Origin of the sequence: Luteococcus sanguinis (genome assembly GCF_039527675.1) — a bacterium.
Lineage (GTDB): Bacteria > Actinomycetota > Actinomycetes > Propionibacteriales > Propionibacteriaceae > Luteococcus > Luteococcus sanguinis.
This window is the reverse complement of the sequence record NZ_BAAAKI010000001.1, coordinates 24,507-42,101: the sequence shown is the minus strand read 5'-3', so window position 1 is coordinate 42,101 and position 17,595 is coordinate 24,507. Positions and strand designations below refer to the sequence as shown.

The window sequence follows — 17,595 nt, the reverse complement described above, 5'->3', positions numbered from 1 at the left end:
CACTAGAACCGGCCGCGGCGAGCAAGAGCGGGGAGCCCGGGCCAAGCGTCCGAGATTCCCAAGAAGGGTGGTACCGCGGGGCGTCCGACCAGGCGCACTCGTCCCTTCGTCCCTGTGATGCACCCGAGGACGCAATGACCACCTCCAGCAATACCTCAGACCGCGTGAGCACGGACGGCCTCTACCAGGCGATCCCCGCACAGGTCGACCTGCCGGCCATGGAGCACGAGGTACTCGACTTCTGGGCCGCCAACAAGACCTTCGACAAGACACTCGAAGCGACCGCCGGTGGCGAGCCCTGGACCTTCTACGAGGGTCCGCCCACCGCAAATGGCCAGCCGGGCACCCACCACATCGAGGCCCGCGTCTTCAAGGACGTCTTCCCGCGCTTCCAGACGATGCGCGGCCGCCACGTCGAGCGCAAGGCTGGCTGGGACTGCCACGGACTGCCGGTCGAGCTCGCCGTCGAGAAGGAACTCGGCATCGACTCCAAGGACCAGATCGAGGAGTACGGGGTCGAGGCCTTCAACCAGCGTTGCCGTGAGTCGGTCAGCCGCAATGTGGACCAGTTCGCCGAGTTGACCAGCCGGATGGGCTACTGGGTCAACATGGACGAGGCCTACTGGACGATGGCCCCTGAGTACGTCGACTCCGAGTGGTGGGCGCTCAAGACCATCTTTGACAAGGGCCTGCTGGTCGAGGACTTCCGCGTCGCGCCCTACTGCCCCCATGACCAGACCGCGCTGTCCGACCACGAGCTCGCGCAGGGCTACGAGGACACCGTCGACACCACCGTCTTCGCGCGCTTCCCGCTGACCTCCGGTCCCTATGCCGGGCAGGCAGACCTCGCGATCTGGACCACCACGCCGTGGACCCTGATCGCCAATGTCACCGTCGCCGCCGGCGCCGAGCTCGAGTACACCGTCGCAAGCGCTCCCGGCGAGCGTCCCGTCGTGCTGGCGCTCGAGAACGTCCCCACCGCGCTCGGCGAGGGCTGGACCACCGGAGACGTGTTCACCGGTGCCGACATGCTGGGCTGGACCTACCAGCGTCCCTTCGACGAGATGGAGCAGCCCGGCAGGGCCTTCTTCGTGGTCAACGAGGCCTATGTCGCGATCGGCGAGGGTACTGGTCTGGTGCATCAGGCGATGGCCTTCGGTCAGGACGACTACGAGTCCAACAAGCGCAATGGCGTCGAGTTCGTGAACCCGATCGGCGTCGACGGGTGCTTCAAGCCGGGCCAAGGCTTCGTCTCGGGACTCTTCTTCAAGAAGGCCGACCCGGTGATCATCGAGAAGCTGCGCGCGAGGGGCCTGCTGCTCAAGACGCTCGACCACGAGCACCCCTACCCGCACTGCTGGCGCTGCCACACGCCGCTGATGTACTACGCGATGCCCAGCTGGTACATCCGCACCACGCAGCGCAAGGACCAGCTGATCGAACAGAACGAGAAGACCAACTGGTACCCCGAGTCGATCAAGCACGGACGCTATGGCGACTGGCTCGAGAACAACATCGACTGGGCGCTGTCGCGCAGCCGTTATTGGGGCACGCCCTTGCCCGTCTGGCGCAACTCGGAGGACCCGACCAAGATCATCTGCGTCGGTTCTCGGGCCGAACTGGCCGAGCTGGCTGGCGATCCCTCGGTCGCGACGATGGACCCGCACCGTCCTTTCGTGGACGACGTGACCTTCACCGTGGCGGGGGAGGGTGGCATCTACCGTCGCGTCCCCGAGGTCATCGACGCGTGGTTCGATTCCGGGTCGATGCCCTTCGCGCAGTGGGGCTACCCCTGGGTCGAGGGCTCCAAGGATAAGTTCGAGGCCAACTACCCGGCCGACTTCATCTGCGAGGCCATCGACCAGACCCGCGGCTGGTTCTACACGCTGATGGCGGTCAACACGCTCGTCTTCGACCGCTCCAGCTACGAGAATGTGCTGTGTCTGGGCCACATCCTGGCCGAGGACGGCCGCAAGATGAGCAAGCACCTGGGCAACATCCTGCTGCCGATCCCGCTGATGGACACCCACGGTGCGGACGCGGTGCGCTGGTTCATGGCCGCCTCCGGGTCGCCGTGGAGCGCCCGTCGCGTCGGTGACACGACCATCACCGAGACGGTCCGCAAGGTGCTGTTGACCTACTGGAACACGGTCGCCTTCCATGCGCTCTATGCACGTACGAACGGTTGGAAGCCCGCCACGTCTCCCGAGCGCTCCACCTTGCCCGACCTGGTCGAGGGGTCAGCGCCTGCCGTCGCTGACCGCCACGTCCTGGACCGCTGGCTGGTCAGCAAGACCAACGCGCTCGTCCTTGACGTCACCGAGGCGATGGAGCGCTTCGACACCCAGCACGTCGGCAACCGCATCGCGGAATTCGTCGACGAGCTGTCCAACTGGTACGTCCGCCGCTCACGTCGTCGGTTCTGGGACGGCGAGCCCGGTGCCCTGCAGACCCTGCACGACACCCTGGACGTGCTGACCCGCCTGATGGCGCCGCTGGTGCCCTTCATCACCGAGCGGGTCTGGCAGGACCTGTTCGTGGCCACCAACCCCGACGCTCCTGAGTCGGTACACCTGGCCAGCTGGCCCGTCGGTGATCAGAGCCTGGTGGACGCCGAACTGGAGCACGCGATGGGCCTGACCCGTCGCCTGGTCGAGCTGGGCCGTTCGGCCCGTGCCGAGGCCAAGGTCAAGACCCGTCAGCCGCTGTCGCGCGCGCTCGTCCCTTCGGTCGCGCACGCGCAGCTCTCGGAGGAGTTGCTGGCGGAGGTCTCGCAGGAGCTCAACGTGGTCTCGGTCGAGTCCTTCCGGTCTGCTGGCGATGTCGTCGACCACTCCGCGAAGGGCAACTTCCGCTCGCTCGGCAAGCGCTTCGGGAAGCAGACGCCGCTGGTGGCAAATGCCATCGCTGCGGCAGATGCCGCCAAGCTGGCCGCCGACCTGGAGGCGCACGGCAGCGCGTTGATCATGGTCCCGGAGCTTGATCAACCCGAAGTCAGCGTGACCACTGACGAGGTGATCGTGTCCGAGCGTCCGCGTGAAGGCTGGAGTGTGGTCAACGAGCAGGGCGAGACCGTTGCGCTCGACCTGCAGATCACCCCCGAGCTGGAGCTCGCCGGTCTGGCCCGCGAGGTCGTTCGTACCGTTCAGGAGACCCGCAAGGCCTCCGGTCTCCAGGTGAGCGACCGGATCAGTCTGGAGTGGGACACCACGGACGACAAGCTGCGCGCCGCCATCGCTGAGCACTCCCAGCTGATCGCGGACGAGGTGCTGGCCACCACGATCACGCATGGATCATCGGACGAGTCCTGGGCCGGCGACGTCGACCTGGGGCTGCGGGTGAAGGTCGCCAAGGCCTGAGCTGCACCCCATGCCAGACTGGGGCTCATGAGCACAGTGCGTTGGGGAATTGCCGGTCCGGGCCGCATGGCCGAGGTCTTCGTGAAGGACTTCGGCCATGTCCCGGACGCGGAGCTGGTTGCCGTCGGCTCGCGCAGCCTCGAGCGGGCCCAGGTCTTCGCCGACGAGCACGGCATCGCGCGCGCCCACGGCTCCTACGCCGACCTGTGCGCGGATCCGGAGGTGGACGTGGTCTACATCGCCACCCCGCACCCCCAGCACAAGGCGATCGCGCTGGCCGCGATCGCTGCTGGCAAGGGCGTCGTGGTCGAGAAGGCCTTCACGGCCACGCTCGCCGGCGCCACGGAGGTGGTCGAGGCCGCCCGTGCCGCAGAGGTCTTCTGCATGGAAGGGATGTGGACGCGCTTCCAGCCGGTCGTCCGCCGGATGCACGAGATCGTCGACGCCGGCGAGATCGGTACCCTGACCGCCGTGATGGGAGACCTCTTCGCGCACCGGGAGTTCGTCCCGGACGACCGGCTCTTCGACCCCGCCAAGGGTGGCGGTTCGATGCTCGACCTCGGTGTCTACGTCACCCACTTCGCGCAGGACTTCTTGGGCAACCCCAGCGAGGTGCAGACTCGCGGCAGGCTCTACGAGAACGGTGTGGATGCTCAGGTTGCCCTCCTGCTCGACCACGCGAGCGGCGCCCAGGCCAGTCTGATGGCCGCGCTCCAGGCGCCCGGCCCCGGGCGTCAGGTCGTCATCGGCACGGGTGGCTGGATCGAAGTGGAGCCCCGCTTCCACCACCCGCGCGCCATCATCGTCCACCGCAATGGTCGCGAGGACGAGCGCATCGAGCTCGAGCCCGAAGGCCTGGGCTACGCCCACGAGATCGCCGAGGTCACCCGCTGCATCCAGCAGGGCCTCACCGAGAGCCCGCTGCTGCCGCTGGACGACACGCTGTCGGTGATGGCGACGATGGAGCAGGGGCTGAGCCAGCTCGGGGTCAGCTATACCGAAGCCGACTGACCGGTGCGCCACGCCGGCTTTTCGGGCGCGGGCGTCGTGGGGTATCGTGGTCGGGTTGCCTGGCGAGGGACGAGCGCACTGCTCGTCCGTGATCGACACGGTGTTGCAGCCCAGCTGCTCCTCCCTCCCCGGCCCACGTCCGTTTCGAGAGGTTGAGGAAGAACATGGCTGAGATCAAGTTGACCGCCACCCAGCGCACCGAGTTCGGCAAGGGCGCTGCCCGCCGCATCCGTCGCGCCGACCAGGTGCCCGCCGTCCTGTATGGCCACGGCACCGATCCCGTGCACATCACCCTGCCGGGCCACCAGACCCTGCTGGCGCTGCGCCAGGCCAATGTCCTGCTCAGCATCGACATCGAGGGTGGCGCCAATCAGCTCGCCCTGCCCAAGCAGGTTCAGCGCGACCCGATCAAGGGCTTCATCGAGCACGTTGACCTGCTCATCGTGAAGCGCGGCGAGAAGGTCACCGTCGAGGTGCCCGTCGTGCTCGTGGGTGAGGCTGCCGGTGACGTCACCGTCAACCAGGACCTCACCACTCTGGCGCTCGAGGTCGAGGCCACTCACATCCCGCAGTCGATCGAGGTCTCGATCGAGGGTCTGGAGGCTGGCGCGCAGGTGGCCGTGGCCGACATCACCCTGCCGGCCGGTGCCACCTTCCACGGCGAGCCCGAGACCCTGATCGTCGGCATCAACGTCGCCGCCGAGTTGTCGACCGAGTCCGAGGACGCGGAGACCGAGGGTGATGAGGCCGAGGGCGCCGACGAGGCCACCCAGGCCGAGTGACCGAACAGGTCTGAGGGAGCAACCACGTGAGCACGTGGCTGGTGGTGGGGCTCGGGAATCCGGGCCCGACCTACTCCACCACCCGGCACAATGTCGGGTTCATGGTCGTGGACGAGCTGGCGCGCCGCGCGCGCGTCAGCTGGTCCGCACCCAGGGGGATGCGCGCCGACGTCGCCGAGACCCGGATGGGTTCGGCAGGCATTGGCACCCCCGGCGTCGAGGCCGACCGCATCGTGCTGGTCAAGCCCCGCACCTTCATGAACGAGTCCGGCCAGTCGGTCGGCAAGCTCGCTGCCTTCCACAAGGTTCCGGTCGGCCAGGTCATCGCCGTCCACGACGAACTGGACCTTGATCTTGGTCAGCTGCGCCTGAAGCTCGGCGGTGGCGACAACGGCCACAACGGGTTGAAGTCCCTGCGCAAACACCTGGGCAGTGGCGACTTCCTGCGCGTCCGGTATGGCATCGGGCGCCCGCCCGGCCGCCAGGAGCCAGCAGACTACGTGCTCGCAACGATTCCAAGCTCCCTGCGCTCCGACTTCGAGCTGGAGACCGGACGCGCGGCCGACGCCGTCGAGGCTCTTGTCAGCTCCGGCCTCGAAGCGGCCCAGAACCGCTACAACTCCTAGCCCCACCGGGACTGCCAAGACCGGCCGGTCATGGCAGTCCGACTAGCGCCAGTTGGAGGGACCCGTGGACCCCGCGCGGTACTCGTCCAGCGGGACGGCGCCCGACTTCCACGCCTCGACGACCGGGCCCAGGATCTCCCAGCAGCGCTCGGCGATGTCGCCACGAACACTCAGCAGCGGGTCCCCGTCCAGGATGCCCTCCAGGATTTCGCCGTAGGGCCGCACCGCGGAGCTGCCGAACTCGGTGAACAGCACCGAATCCTCCAGGTCGAGTGAGTCACCCTCGGCATTCGTCGTGATGCCCACGGCCAAGTTCTCCGGCTTCATGCCGATGCTGATGACGTTTGGGACGGGCGTGTTGGTGAAGCCCTCCGGAACGTGCCCGACCGGCTTGAAGACCGCCGTGATGCCATTGCGCTGGTCGCCCAGTGCCTTGCCCGAACGCAGCCGGAAGGGGACCCCGGCCCAGCGGGAGTTGTTGATCTGCACCGTGATCTCGGCGAGCGTCTCGGTGTTGTTTGCCGGGTCGACGCCCTCCTCGTCCACGTAGTTCGGAAGGTCCTTGTCGCCGATCTTCCCGGCCGTGTAGCGGGCTCGGCGCGAGCTGGTCGTCGCGTCACCCGTGTACAGCTCGGTCGCGCGCAGTACGTGTGCCATCAGGTCACGCAGTTCCTGCTCGTGCAGCTTGGCCGGCTCCTCCATCGCGAACATGGCCATCACCAGCATCAGGTGGCTCTGGATCATGTCCTTCAGCGCGCCCGCCTTGTCGTAGTAGCCGGCGCGGCCCTCGAGGCCGAGTGTTTCGTCGGTGATGATCTCGACCCGCTCGATGTTGTTGGCATTCCACACCGGCTCGAAGATCCGGTTCGCAAAGCGCAGCCCGAGCAGGTTCAGCACCGTCGCCTTGCCGAGGAAGTGGTCCACCCGGAAGATCTGCCTCTCGGGCACCAGACGGGCGAGCAGTTCGTTCAGGTCGTGGGCGGTCTGCCAGTCCGAACCGAAGGGCTTCTCCAGCGCCAGGCGCAGGTGCTTGGGGAAGTCGACCTGCGTGAGCGCCTCGCACGCCTTGATCGTGATGGCCGGCGGCAGGGCGAAGTAGAGCACCGGATCACCGGGGAGTGAGTCCAGAAGCGCCTTCAGCTCCACGGGATTGGTGACGTCGATCTGCTGGTAACGGGTGGTCGAGACCATCTGTTCGATCCGCGAGGTGGGCGCCTTGGCCTCCTCCATCGCCGTCTGGAGGATCAGCTTCCACTGGTCCTGGCCCATCTCGTCGAAGGCCGCTCCCACCAGCGTCAGGTTCGGGCGAGCCTTCAGCTTCATCAGCGTGCCCAGACCGGGCAGCAGCAGCCGGTGGGTCAGGTCGCCCGAGGCGCCCAGGATGACCAGGGTCGTCGGCTGGTCGGCGTCCGGAGGGGTCGCCTCAGCCGGCTGGGTGGTGGCATCCGTCACGACGCTGCTGGTCAGGGCATCGGACGAGGTGCCCTGCTGCGTGCGATCAGGGGTGTTCGCGCTGTTCTCGGTCACGGTGTGAGCCTAGGCTCCTGCGGCTCGGCCAACCCCGTTGGCGGCGTGATTTCACCCGTGGCGGAGGTTGGGGCGCATGTCGGTTGGGGTGCCGACGGTAGATTGGGCGGACGTGACCCTGAGCGCCCTCGTCGACCTGATTGCCACCGACCCGGTGGTCTCCGATGCCCTCGCCCGCGCTGGTGCTACCACGGCCCTCGACCTGACCGCCCCGCCGGCCGTCCGTTCTGCTCTCGTGGCCACCCTGGCGCAACAGACCCGGCGTCCCGTCCTGCTGGTCACCTCCACCTACCGCGAGGCCGAGCAGGTCACCGCCGAGTTGCAGGGGTGGCTGGGTGAGGACGAAGTGGCCTACTACCCGGCCTGGGAGACGCTGCCGCACGAGCGCCTCAGCCCACGCTCCGACACCGTCGGACGTCGCCTGCAGGTGCTGCGGCGGCTGGCCGGCAGGGACCCGCTCGGCATCCCGAAGGTGGTCGTCGCGCCCGTCCGATCGGTGCTGCAGCCGCAGGTGAAGGGATTGGCGGAGCTGGCACCCGTCCACGTCGTCGCCGGCGAGGACTACGACATCGCCCAGCTCGCCGCCGACCTGGTGGCCGCTGCCTACAACAGGGTCGACCTGGTCGAACGCCGCGGGGAGTTCGCCGTCCGCGGCGGCATCGTGGACGTCTTCGCGCCCACCGAGGAACACCCGGTGCGCATCGACTTCTTCGGCGACCAGGTCGAAGAGATCCGCTACTTCACCGTCGCCGACCAGCGCTCCACGCCCACCACCTTGCCCGAGGTCACCGCCAGCCCCTGCCGCGAACTGCTCCTGGACGCCCAGGTGCGCGAGCGCGCCGCCGCGCTGGTGCCGCACCACCCGGAACTGGCCGAGCTGCTGGAGAAGGTCTCCCAGGGCCATGCCGTCGAGGGCATGGAGGCCCTCACGCCTGCCCTGGTGGACGACCTCGAACTGCTGCTGGACGTCCTCCCGGCCGATGCGCTGGTTGTCGTTTCCGATCCCGAACTGGTCCGCGGGCGCGCCGCCGACCTGGTGCGCACCTCGCACGAATTCCTCAACGTCAGCTGGGCGGCTGCGGCGGCCGGTGGCAAGGCGCCGATCGACCTGGGTCGCGCCGCCTACTGGGAGCTCTCCGACGTCCGCCAGCATGCCCTCACCCGGGGCCAGTCCTGGTGGAGCCTGTCCAGTTTTTCCGCCGCCCCGGACGACGAGAACCGTGGGCCGCTGTATGCCGAGGACGGTGAACTGGTCGACCTGTCCGGCATCGGCGTCACGGGCGTGGAGTCGCACTCCCTGGGTGTCGAGGCCGTGGACTCCTGGCGCGGCGACACCGAGGCCGCCATCACCGAGATCACCGAGTCGGCCAGGGCCAGGGCACGCGTTGTGCTGGGGGTCGAGGGCAAGGGCATGGCCGCCCGCATGGCCGAACTCCTGCGCGACCGTGAGGTCAGTGCAACGGTCGTCGACGGGCTGGCCGCCGCGCCCGAACCGGGCGTGGTGACGATCGTCCCCACCGCGCAGCGGCACGGTTTCCGCTGGCCGGGGCTGGAACTGGTCTTCTTCACCTCCAACGACCTGTCTGCCGCACGGGGCGCCGACAAGTCCGAACGCCGGATGCCCTCGCGACGCAAGAACCAGATCAGCCCGCTGGAGCTGACCCCGGGCGATCCGGTCGTGCACGAGCAGCACGGCGTCGGACGGTATGTCGAGATGGTCCAGCGCACCGTCGCGAACTCCACCCGTGAGTACCTCGTGATCGAGTACGCGTCCTCCAAGAAGGGCCAGCCCGGCGACCGGCTCTATGTCCCGATGGACCAGCTCGACCAGGTCACCCGCTATGTCGGTGGGGAGGCACCCAGTCTGGACCGGATGGGCGGCGCCGACTGGCGTCAGCGCAAGTCCCGCGCTCGCAAGGCCGTGAAGCAGATCGCCGCGGAGTTGATCAAGCTCTACGCCGCCCGCCAGGCCACCCGCGGCCACGCCTTCGGGCCCGACACCCCCTGGCAGCGGGAGCTCGAGGACGCCTTCGCCTACGTCGAGACCCCCGACCAGCTGGCGTGCATAAACGAGGTCAAGCACGACATGGAGCAGGTCATCCCGATGGACCGGCTGATCTGTGGCGACGTCGGTTACGGCAAGACCGAGATCGCCGTCCGCGCCGCCTTCAAGGCCGTCCAGGACGGCAAGCAGGTGGCGGTCCTGGTGCCCACCACCCTGCTGGTTACCCAGCACGCCAACACTTTCGCCGAGCGCTACGCAGGCTTCCCGGTCAACGTCGCGCAGCTGTCGCGTTTCCAGTCCGATTCGGAGGCGAAGGCCGTCCGAGAGGCGGTCAAGGCGGGCAAGGTGGACGTCGTCGTCGGCACCCACCGCCTGTTCTCCGGCGAGGTGGAGTTCAAGGACCTGGGCTTGGTGATCATCGACGAGGAGCAGCGCTTCGGCGTCGAGCACAAGGAATCGCTCAAGCGGCTGCGTCTGAACGTCGACGTGCTGGCGATGAGCGCGACCCCGATCCCGCGCACTCTCGAGATGGCTGTCACCGGCATCCGCGAGATGAGCGTCATTGCCACCCCGCCGGAGGAGCGCCACCCGGTGCTCACCTTCGCCGGCCCCTACGACGAGGGTCAGGTCACCGCAGCGATCCGCCGCGAACTGGCCCGTGAGGGCCAGGTCTTCTACATCCACAACCGGGTGAACTCGATCGAGAAGACCGCCAAGAAGATCCGCGAGCTGGTGCCCGAGGCGCGTGTCGCGACCGCCCACGGCCAGATGAACGAACATCAGCTGGAACAGGTCATGCAGGACTTCTGGGAACGTCGTGCGGACGTTCTGGTGTGCACGACGATCGTCGAGGCGGGCCTGGACATCCCGTCGGCGAACACGCTGTTGATCGAGCGCGCCGACCTGCTGGGCCTGTCCCAGCTGCACCAGTTGCGTGGACGCGTCGGACGTTCCCGTGAACGCGGCTATGCCTACTTCCTGTACCCACCGGAGAAGCCGCTGACCGAGACCGCGCACGACCGGCTCGCGACGATGGCCGCCCACACCGACCTCGGTGCGGGCATGCAGATCGCCATGCGTGACCTCGAGATCCGCGGTGCCGGCAACCTGCTGGGTGGTGAACAGTCCGGCCACATCGCCGACGTCGGCTTCGACCTGTACATCCGGCTGGTGGGGGAGGCGGTCGCCGACTACCGCGGAGAGGACGTCGAACCCGAACCGGAGATGCGCATCGAACTGCCGGTGGACGCGAACCTGCCCGCCGACTATGTGGAGTCCGAGCGGCTGCGTCTGGAGATGTACAAGCGCCTTGCCGAGGTGCGCTCGGTCGCCGACATCGACGAGGTGCGCGCCGAGCTCACCGACCGCTACGGCGTGCTCCCGGCACCGACCGAGCTGCTGTTGGGTGTGGCGGGCTTCCGGCTACTGTGCCGTCGTGCCGGGATCACCGAGGTGGTCGCGCAGGGCAGCAACATCCGGTTCTCCCCGGCGAACCTGCCCGAGAGCAAGCAGATGCGGCTGCAACGCCTCTACCCCGGCAGCGTCGTCAAGCACACGGCGGGCTTCATCCTCGTCCCCCGGCCGAAGACCGCGCCGGTGCTGGGGCAGCCGGTCGGCGGCAACGACCTGCTGGAATGGGCGACCCGCGTGGTCACCGACCTGTTCGATGTCGCACCGGCCGAAGCGCCGACGACCACGTCGACCCCGGCCCAGTGATCTCGTCCCGACCCGCTATCGTGGGCTCGAACCTGCCTGGCCACGCCGGGCCCGCTCGGAAGGACCTCCGATGAAGCCCATCGTCCGTCTGGCCGCCCCGGCCATCGCGATCGCCCTGTTCGCCGGTTGCACGCCCTCGGGCCAGACCGCGTTCGAGGTGAACGGGGAGCGCATTGGCATGTCCGCTGTGGACAGCGCGGCCAAGGGTTGCGAGGCCGTCGGCCAGGGCCAGATCCAGGCCAGCGCGATCAAGAGCCAGATCGCGCGAATGCTGTTGGTCGGCCAGCTGGCGCGCACCGTCGCCGCCGAGAACGACTTCGAGATCGACGGTGCCGCCCGCTCGGCCGCCATCACCCAGCTCGAGGGTGACGACTTGATGACCAATGCCGACTGTGCGACGGCGATCAGCTCCTTCGGTGACTTCAGCGTGGCCCAGCAGCGCCTCGGCGCCGAGCAGCTGCAGAAGGAGATCAGCGCCCTGGACGTCAAGGTCAACCCGCGCTTCGGCCAGTGGGACGCATCGAAGGCGGCGTTCACCTCCAGCACCGGTTCGCTGTCCAGCCAGGCGCTCGGCAACGGTCAGGTCTTCGGCGGCTGACGTGACCGGGCCCGCAGATGGCGAGCTCGTGGACGGGCAGCCCAGCTGCGACCAGGTGGTACGGCTGGCAGGGGTGATGACCACCCTGCGCCAGGCCTGCCCCTGGGACGCGGAACAGACCCACCGCAGCCTGTCGACCTATCTGGTCGAGGAGACCGGCGAGGTGCTGGACGCGATCGAGTCGGGCGACGACGCCGACCTGCGCGAGGAGCTCGGTGACCTGCTGCTGCAGGTGCTCTTCCACTCCGAGATCGCCTCCCGTGAGAGCCGCTTCGACCTCGACGACGTGGCCCGCGGGATTGCCGACAAGCTCGTCCGCCGCCATCCCTATGTCTATGCCGACTCCAGCGTCCCGGACGACCTGATGTCCTCTTGGGAGGCCCGCAAGCGCGCCGAGAAGGGCCGCACGTCTTCCCTGCAGGGCATCGCCGACCACCTGTCCGCGCTGGCCCGCGCCACGAAGGTCACCTCCCGGGTGCGCAGCCACGGCGTCGACGTGCCCTTGGCCGACCAGCCCATCACCGCCGACGAAGTCGGGCGCCAGGTGCTCGCCCTGGTGCAGCGCGCGCACGCCAGCGGTGTGGACGCCGATCAGGCCACCCGGGACGCGCTGCGCCACTTCGAGACCCTGGTCGTGTCTGCCGAGCAGGACGGTTGTTAGGGTCGCGACGTGGGATCCTTGGTTGACTGGTTGCGCCCCGAGGCGATCGCACTGGATGTTGCGGTCGGTGGTTGGGAGGACGCCGTGCGACAGGCTGGCGGGCTGTTGGAGGCTGTCGGCGCCATCGACTCCGAGTACACGGACGCGATGGTCAACAGCATCTTTCGCAATGGCCCCTACATCGTCCTCGAGCCCGGCTTCGCGTTCGCGCATGCCCGTCCCTCGGAGTTCGTGCACCGCGCCGCCCTGTCGTGGCTGCGGCCGGCGACGCCCGTCCGCTTCGGGCACCGGCACAACGACCCCGTCGAGCTGGTGGTGGCGATGGCCGTCAATGACTCCACCCAGCACCAGGTGGCCATCTCCCAGCTGGCCCACCTGATCTCCGACGCGCGGACGATGGACCGGTTGCGCTCCGCGCGTACCCCGGTGGAAGTCATTTCCGTGCTCTCCGAGGTGGCCGGCCCCGCCACGAGGGTCGGCCACCACCGCCTGCCGCACTGGCCCCACCGTCGCTGATCGCGCTCCCCGAGCGCCCAGTGCGTGGCCGCGAGCCTGTCGAGGCCTCCCGAGGCCGGCAGCGCCCAAAAGCACGTCCCCTGGTCTGTCTTCCACAATTCACCCGGGCCCACGACACATGGCCCAGAGGGCTTGGCTAGGCTGAGCCTGCAACCCAAACGTCTTGGAAAGGCACAACGATGGCAACCATCGAATACATCCAGGCTCGCGAGATCCTCGATTCCCGCGGCAACCCCACCATCGAGGTGGACGTCGTCCTGGACGACGGCACCGAGGGCCGCGCTGCTGTTCCTTCCGGTGCCTCCACCGGCGCCTTCGAGGCCGTGGAGCTGCGTGACGACGACAAGGCCCGCTACGGCGGCAAGGGTGTCCTGAAGGCCGTCGAGAACGTCAACGAGACCATCGCCGAAGAGGTCCTCGGTTTCGAGGCCTCCGAGCAGCGCCTGCTGGACCAGGCCATGCTCGAGCTCGACGGCACCGACAACAAGGCCAAGCTCGGCGCCAACGCCATCCTGGGCGTCTCGCTGGCCGTGGCCCAGGCCGCCGCTGCCTCGGCCGAGCTGCCCCTGTACCGCTACATCGGCGGCCCCGTTGCCAATGTGCTGCCCGTCCCGATGATGAACATCCTCAACGGTGGCTCGCACGCCGACAGCAATGTCGACATCCAGGAGTTCATGATCGCCCCGATCGGCGCCGAGAGCTTCAAGGAGGCGCTCCGCACGGGTGCGCAGGTCTACCACGCCCTCAAGGGGGTCCTGAAGGAGAAGGGCCTGTCGACCGGTCTGGGCGACGAGGGCGGCTTCGCCCCCAACCTGGGCTCCAACCGTGAGGCCCTCGAGCTCATCGTCGAGGCCATCAAGATCGCTGGCTTCGAGCCCGGCAAGGACGTCGCCCTGGCCCTGGACGTCGCCGCCAGCGAGTTCTACAACGAGGACGGCACCTACAACTTCGAGGGCGGCTCCAAGTCGTCCGACGAGCTGGTCGCCTACTACGCGCAGCTGGTCGAGGACTTCCCGCTGGTCTCCATCGAGGACCCGCTGAACGAGGAGGACTGGGACGGCTGGAAGAAGATGACCGAGCAGATGGGCGAGAAGGTCCAGCTGGTCGGCGACGACCTGTTCGTCACCAACACCACCCGCCTGCAGAAGGGCATCGATGAGGGCGCCGCGAACGCCCTGCTCGTGAAGGTGAACCAGATCGGTTCGCTGACCGAGACCATCGACGCCGTGAACCTCGCGCACCGCAATGGCTTCCGTTCGATGATGTCGCACCGTTCCGGTGAGACCGAGGACGTCACCATCGCCGACCTGGCCGTCGCGCTGTCCTGCGGCCAGATCAAGACCGGTGCGCCCGCCCGCACCGAGCGCGTCGCGAAGTACAACCAGCTGCTCCGCATCGAGGAGGAGCTGGACGACGCCGCGGTGTACGCCGGTGCCTCGGCCTTCCCGCGCTTCAAGGCCTGAGAGCCAGCGCAGGGGTGTTTCACTGAACGGACGGCTTCGCTGACCTGACAGACTGGGCACATGCCGTCCAGGAAATCTCCGGGGAACGGCCCGGGACGCGGCACTTCGCGTTCCCGGGCCGTTCCGCCGTCCCGTACCCCCAGGACCCCGGGCCGCGCCGGCGAGCGAGCTGCTCGTCCGAGCCGGCTCACGAACGAAGCCCCCGCCCCAACCTCCGGCGGGGGAGCGACGGCCGCGACCCCGCTGTTGCGCCGGGGCCTCGGCCTGACCCGCCGCGCCATCGCGCTGGCCGTGATCATGGCGATGCTGATGCTGAGCTACGCCTCCAGCCTGCGGGTCTACCTGCGCCAGGAGCAGGACGCCGCAACCGCCCGCCAGCAGATCGCCGAGCGGGACGCGGCGATCGCGTCCCTGCAGGACGAAGTGGAGCGCTGGAAGGACGACGACTACGTGAAGGCCCAGGCACGCGACCGACTGGGCTGGGTGATGCCCGGCGAGGTCGGTTTCCGCGTGATCGGCGCCGACGGCAAGCCACTCGGCGGCGGAGCCACCATCTCCGGTGCCGGCACCCTTCCCAGCGGCGAGCACGCGACCACCTGGTGGGAGCGGTTGGAGGGGTCCCTCTCGGCCGCTGATGAGCCGGTCGCTGCCCAGTCCGCGGATCCCACCCCCATCACTGCACCCTCCTCGGCGGACCCCTCGGCCAGCGTCAGCCCCTCCGCCGCGAGCAGCGCGGGCTCTGCCAGCGCCACCCCGACGTCCAGCCCCACCCGCTGAAGGAGACCCATGGCCGACCTCGAACCCATGAGCCCGTTCGAGCCGATGACGGCTGTCGACGAGCAGGCGATCCACGACCAGCTCGGACGGATGCCGCGCGGCGTCGCCGGCGTGGCCTGGCGCTGCCCGTGCGGCAAGCCCGGCGTTGTCGCCACCGAGCCCCGCCTGCCGGACGGGACGCCCTTCCCGACCACCTTCTACCTCACCTGCCCGCGCGCGACCTCAGCCGTCTCGACGCTGGAGGCCAGTGGGCTGATGGCCGAGATGACCGAACGTCTGGGCGTCGACGAGGAACTGGCCGCCGCCTATCGGGGCGCCCACGAGGCCTACCTCGCTGACCGGAGGCGCCTCGGCGAGGTGCCCGAGATCGATGGCATCAGCGCTGGCGGCATGCCCACCCGGGTGAAGTGCCTGCACGTGCTGGTCGGGCATTCGCTGGCTGCCGGGCCGGGCGTCAACCCGCTCGGGGACGAGGCGGTGGCGACCCTGGGCGAGTTCTGGGCCCGTCCTTGCCTTGCCGAGCGCACCACGCCCGACCAGACCACCCCCGAGCGCACCACCCCAGACCAGACCACCCCCGACCAGATCACACAGGAGACCACCTGATGCGCGTTGCAGCGATTGACTGTGGGACCAACTCCATCCGCCTGCTGGTGGTCGAGAAGGTTCCCGGGGGCGAGGTCACCGAACTGGACCGCCGCCTCGAGCTGGTCCGGCTCGGCCAGGGCGTTGATGCCACCGGAGCCTTCGCGCCGGATGCGCTGGTGCGAACCATGACCGCCATCGACCAGTTCTCCGACGTGGTGGGCGAGCTCGGCGTGGAGAAGGTGCGCTTCGTTGCGACCTCCGCCGCCCGCGATGCGCGCAACCGCGAGGACTTCTTCAGCGGCGTGCGCGAGCGCCTGGGCGTTGATGCAGAGATCATCTCCGGGTCGGAAGAGGCCGAACTGTCCTTCCGTGGTGCGCTCTCGGGCGTAACGCAGGCCAGCGGGCGGGTGCTCGTGATCGACATCGGGGGCGGCTCGACCGAGCTGGTCGTCGGCTCCGTGGAGCCCACCGGTGCAGTGGTCGAGAAAGCTGTCAGCCTGGACATGGGTTCGGTGCGGTTGCGGGAGCGCTTCCTGCACTCCGACCCTCCCTCGGACGCCGAGGTGGGTGCTGCGCGTGCCTTCGTCGAAGGCCTGCTGGAAGGCTCCAAGGTGCCGCTGGACGGCATCGACACCTTCATCGGGGTCGCCGGGACGACGACCTCGCTGTCGGCCATCGAGCAGGACCTGATGGCCTACGACCGGCGCAAGGTGCACGGCTCGATGCTGGCACCGGAGCAGGTGCACGCCCTCGCCGAGCGGCTGTTGGCATCGACCGTGCAGGAGGTGCTCACCACCACCTGCCTGCCCGCCAAGCGCGCCGAGGTGATCTGCGGTGGCGCGCTGGTCTGCGACGCGATCGCCCAGCGCGTCGGACGTCCGATGGTGGTCAGCGAGAACGACATCCTGGACGGCATCGTGATGGGCCTGATCGCCAGCTGAGCGGTGCCCGGTGGTGCCCCCGATGGGATTCGAACCCACACTTGGGCGGGTTTAAGCCGCCTGCCTCTGCCAGTTGGGCCACGGGGACCGAGCTCACATTCTGGCACGCCCGTACACTGGGCCTGAGCTCACACGGAACAAGCCAGTGCTTTCTCGTGTTGAGGGGGCAGCAAGCCCAACCTGCCAAGGCCGTCAGCGAACGGCGCAAGGAGAAACAACCCACTCATGGCCAATCCCATCCTGTCCCGACCGGACGCGTTCACTCGCACCCAGCCGCAGTGGCAGCCGGTGCCCGGCCTCCAGCCCGACCCGCGTGCCCAGACGCCTGTTGGCCGGATGACCATCGAGGACGTGATCAGCAAGACCGCCGTCACGATGCTCGTGCTGGTCGCCGCTGCTGCCGCCACCTTCACGGTGGTCAACCCCTTTGACACCTCCGCCCGCACGGCGTTGATCGGCAGTTCCATCGTGGGCTTCATCACCGTCCTGCTCGTCTCGATGCGCCGCGTGGTGAACCCTGCCGCCGTGCTGTTCTACGCGGTCGTCGAGGGCGTCTTCATCGGCGCCTTCAGCAAGATGTTCGAGGTTCAGTTCGAGGGCATCGTCCAGCAGGCCGTGCTCGGCACCTTCGCCGCAGCCGGTGCCACGCTCGCCGCCTACCGTTACTTCAACATCCGCGTCACCCCGAGGTTCCGTCGGATGGTCTTCATCGGCACCGCCGCATTCGCGGGCGTCATGCTGTTGAACTTCGTGCTCGCCCTGATGGGCATCGACACCGGCCTGCGTGGCATGGGTGGCCTCGGCCTCGTCGCCGCCCTGCTGGGTGTCGGCCTTGGCGTGTCCAACCTCGTGGTCGACTTCGACTCCATCGAGCGCGGTATCGCCGGCGGTGCGCCGGCCAGCGAGTCGTGGCGCGCGGCATTCGGCATCACGGTCACCATGGTGTGGCTCTACACCGAGATCCTGCGCCTGCTCAGCTTCTTCCGTCGCGACTGACCCGCGACTGCAGGACGACGAAAGCCCCC

Annotated in this window: 14 protein-coding genes and 1 tRNA gene; 13 read left to right on the top strand and 2 right to left on the bottom strand. The window is 68.4% G+C overall.

From position 1 onward, the window contains the following. The first annotated feature begins 134 nt into the window (after positions 1-134). The 4 genes from ileS to pth all read left to right on the top strand — a co-directional run bounded on the left by ileS (position 135) and on the right by pth (position 5,778). Positions 135-3,359, top strand: a complete 3,225-nt coding sequence (gene ileS, locus ABD089_RS00210) for an isoleucine--tRNA ligase (protein ID WP_386769309.1) — start codon at positions 135-137, stop codon at positions 3,357-3,359. Positions 3,360-3,377: 18 nt separating this feature from the next. Beyond that, positions 3,378-4,370 (top strand): Gfo/Idh/MocA family protein, encoded by a 993-nt coding sequence (locus ABD089_RS00205; protein ID WP_343884382.1) that lies wholly within the window; start codon positions 3,378-3,380, stop codon positions 4,368-4,370. Positions 4,371-4,534: 164 nt separating this feature from the next. Then, positions 4,535-5,152 (top strand): 50S ribosomal protein L25/general stress protein Ctc, encoded by a 618-nt coding sequence (locus tag ABD089_RS00200; protein ID WP_343884129.1) that lies wholly within the window; start codon positions 4,535-4,537, stop codon positions 5,150-5,152. A 26-nt stretch (positions 5,153-5,178) separates the two neighbouring features. Beyond that, entirely contained in the window at positions 5,179-5,778 is a 600-nt protein-coding gene (gene pth, locus ABD089_RS00195) for an aminoacyl-tRNA hydrolase (RefSeq protein WP_343884128.1), read from the top strand. Positions 5,779-5,820: 42 nt separating this feature from the next. Here pth and ABD089_RS00190 read toward each other — a convergent pair whose 3' ends face one another. Beyond that, a complete protein-coding gene (locus ABD089_RS00190; RefSeq protein ID WP_343884127.1) occupies positions 5,821-7,305 on the bottom strand; it encodes a glucose-6-phosphate dehydrogenase in 1,485 nt (494 codons plus the stop codon). A gap of 76 nt (positions 7,306-7,381) precedes the next feature. Here ABD089_RS00190 and mfd point away from each other — a divergent pair, with 76 nt between their 5' ends. The 8 genes from mfd (at position 7,382) to ABD089_RS00150 (ending at position 16,570) form a co-directional block, all read left to right on the top strand. After that, entirely contained in the window at positions 7,382-11,026 is a 3,645-nt protein-coding gene (gene mfd, locus ABD089_RS00185; RefSeq protein ID WP_386769313.1) for a transcription-repair coupling factor, read from the top strand. A gap of 70 nt (positions 11,027-11,096) precedes the next feature. After that, on the top strand, positions 11,097-11,624 hold the full coding sequence (locus ABD089_RS00180; protein ID WP_343884125.1) for a hypothetical protein: 528 nt from the start codon (positions 11,097-11,099) through the stop codon (positions 11,622-11,624). Between the two features lie 76 nt (positions 11,625-11,700). After that, the gene (locus ABD089_RS00175) at positions 11,701-12,285 is read left to right on the top strand and encodes a nucleoside triphosphate pyrophosphohydrolase (RefSeq protein ID WP_343884381.1); all 585 of its coding nucleotides are present in this window, start codon (positions 11,701-11,703) and stop codon (positions 12,283-12,285) included. 9 nt (positions 12,286-12,294) lie between these two features. Continuing rightward, a complete protein-coding gene (locus tag ABD089_RS00170; protein ID WP_343884124.1) occupies positions 12,295-12,801 on the top strand; it encodes a PTS sugar transporter subunit IIA in 507 nt (168 codons plus the stop codon). A 179-nt stretch (positions 12,802-12,980) separates the two neighbouring features. Further along, the gene (gene eno / locus ABD089_RS00165) at positions 12,981-14,264 is read left to right on the top strand and encodes a phosphopyruvate hydratase (RefSeq protein WP_343884123.1); all 1,284 of its coding nucleotides are present in this window, start codon (positions 12,981-12,983) and stop codon (positions 14,262-14,264) included. Positions 14,265-14,324: 60 nt separating this feature from the next. Then, the gene (locus ABD089_RS00160) at positions 14,325-15,041 is read left to right on the top strand and encodes an FtsB family cell division protein (RefSeq protein WP_343884122.1); all 717 of its coding nucleotides are present in this window, start codon (positions 14,325-14,327) and stop codon (positions 15,039-15,041) included. Between the two features lie 27 nt (positions 15,042-15,068). After that, positions 15,069-15,647 (top strand): DUF501 domain-containing protein, encoded by a 579-nt coding sequence (locus tag ABD089_RS00155; protein ID WP_386769335.1) that lies wholly within the window; start codon positions 15,069-15,071, stop codon positions 15,645-15,647. After that, complete coding sequence (locus ABD089_RS00150) at positions 15,647-16,570, top strand: Ppx/GppA phosphatase family protein (protein WP_343884121.1); 924 nt, start codon at positions 15,647-15,649, stop codon at positions 16,568-16,570. Before ABD089_RS00155 ends, ABD089_RS00150 begins: the two co-directional genes overlap by 1 nt. Before the next feature lie 11 nt (positions 16,571-16,581). On the opposite strand, the gene ABD089_RS00145 is transcribed toward ABD089_RS00150, so the two are convergent. Then, a tRNA-Leu gene (locus tag ABD089_RS00145) sits at positions 16,582-16,658 on the bottom strand. Positions 16,659-16,795: 137 nt separating this feature from the next. Between ABD089_RS00145 and ABD089_RS00140 the strand changes: the two genes are divergently transcribed. Continuing rightward, positions 16,796-17,566 carry a Bax inhibitor-1/YccA family protein gene (locus tag ABD089_RS00140; RefSeq protein ID WP_343884120.1) on the top strand — a complete coding sequence of 257 codons (771 nt, stop codon included), beginning with the start codon at positions 16,796-16,798 and terminating at the stop codon, positions 17,564-17,566. Positions 17,567-17,595 lie beyond the last annotated feature (29 nt).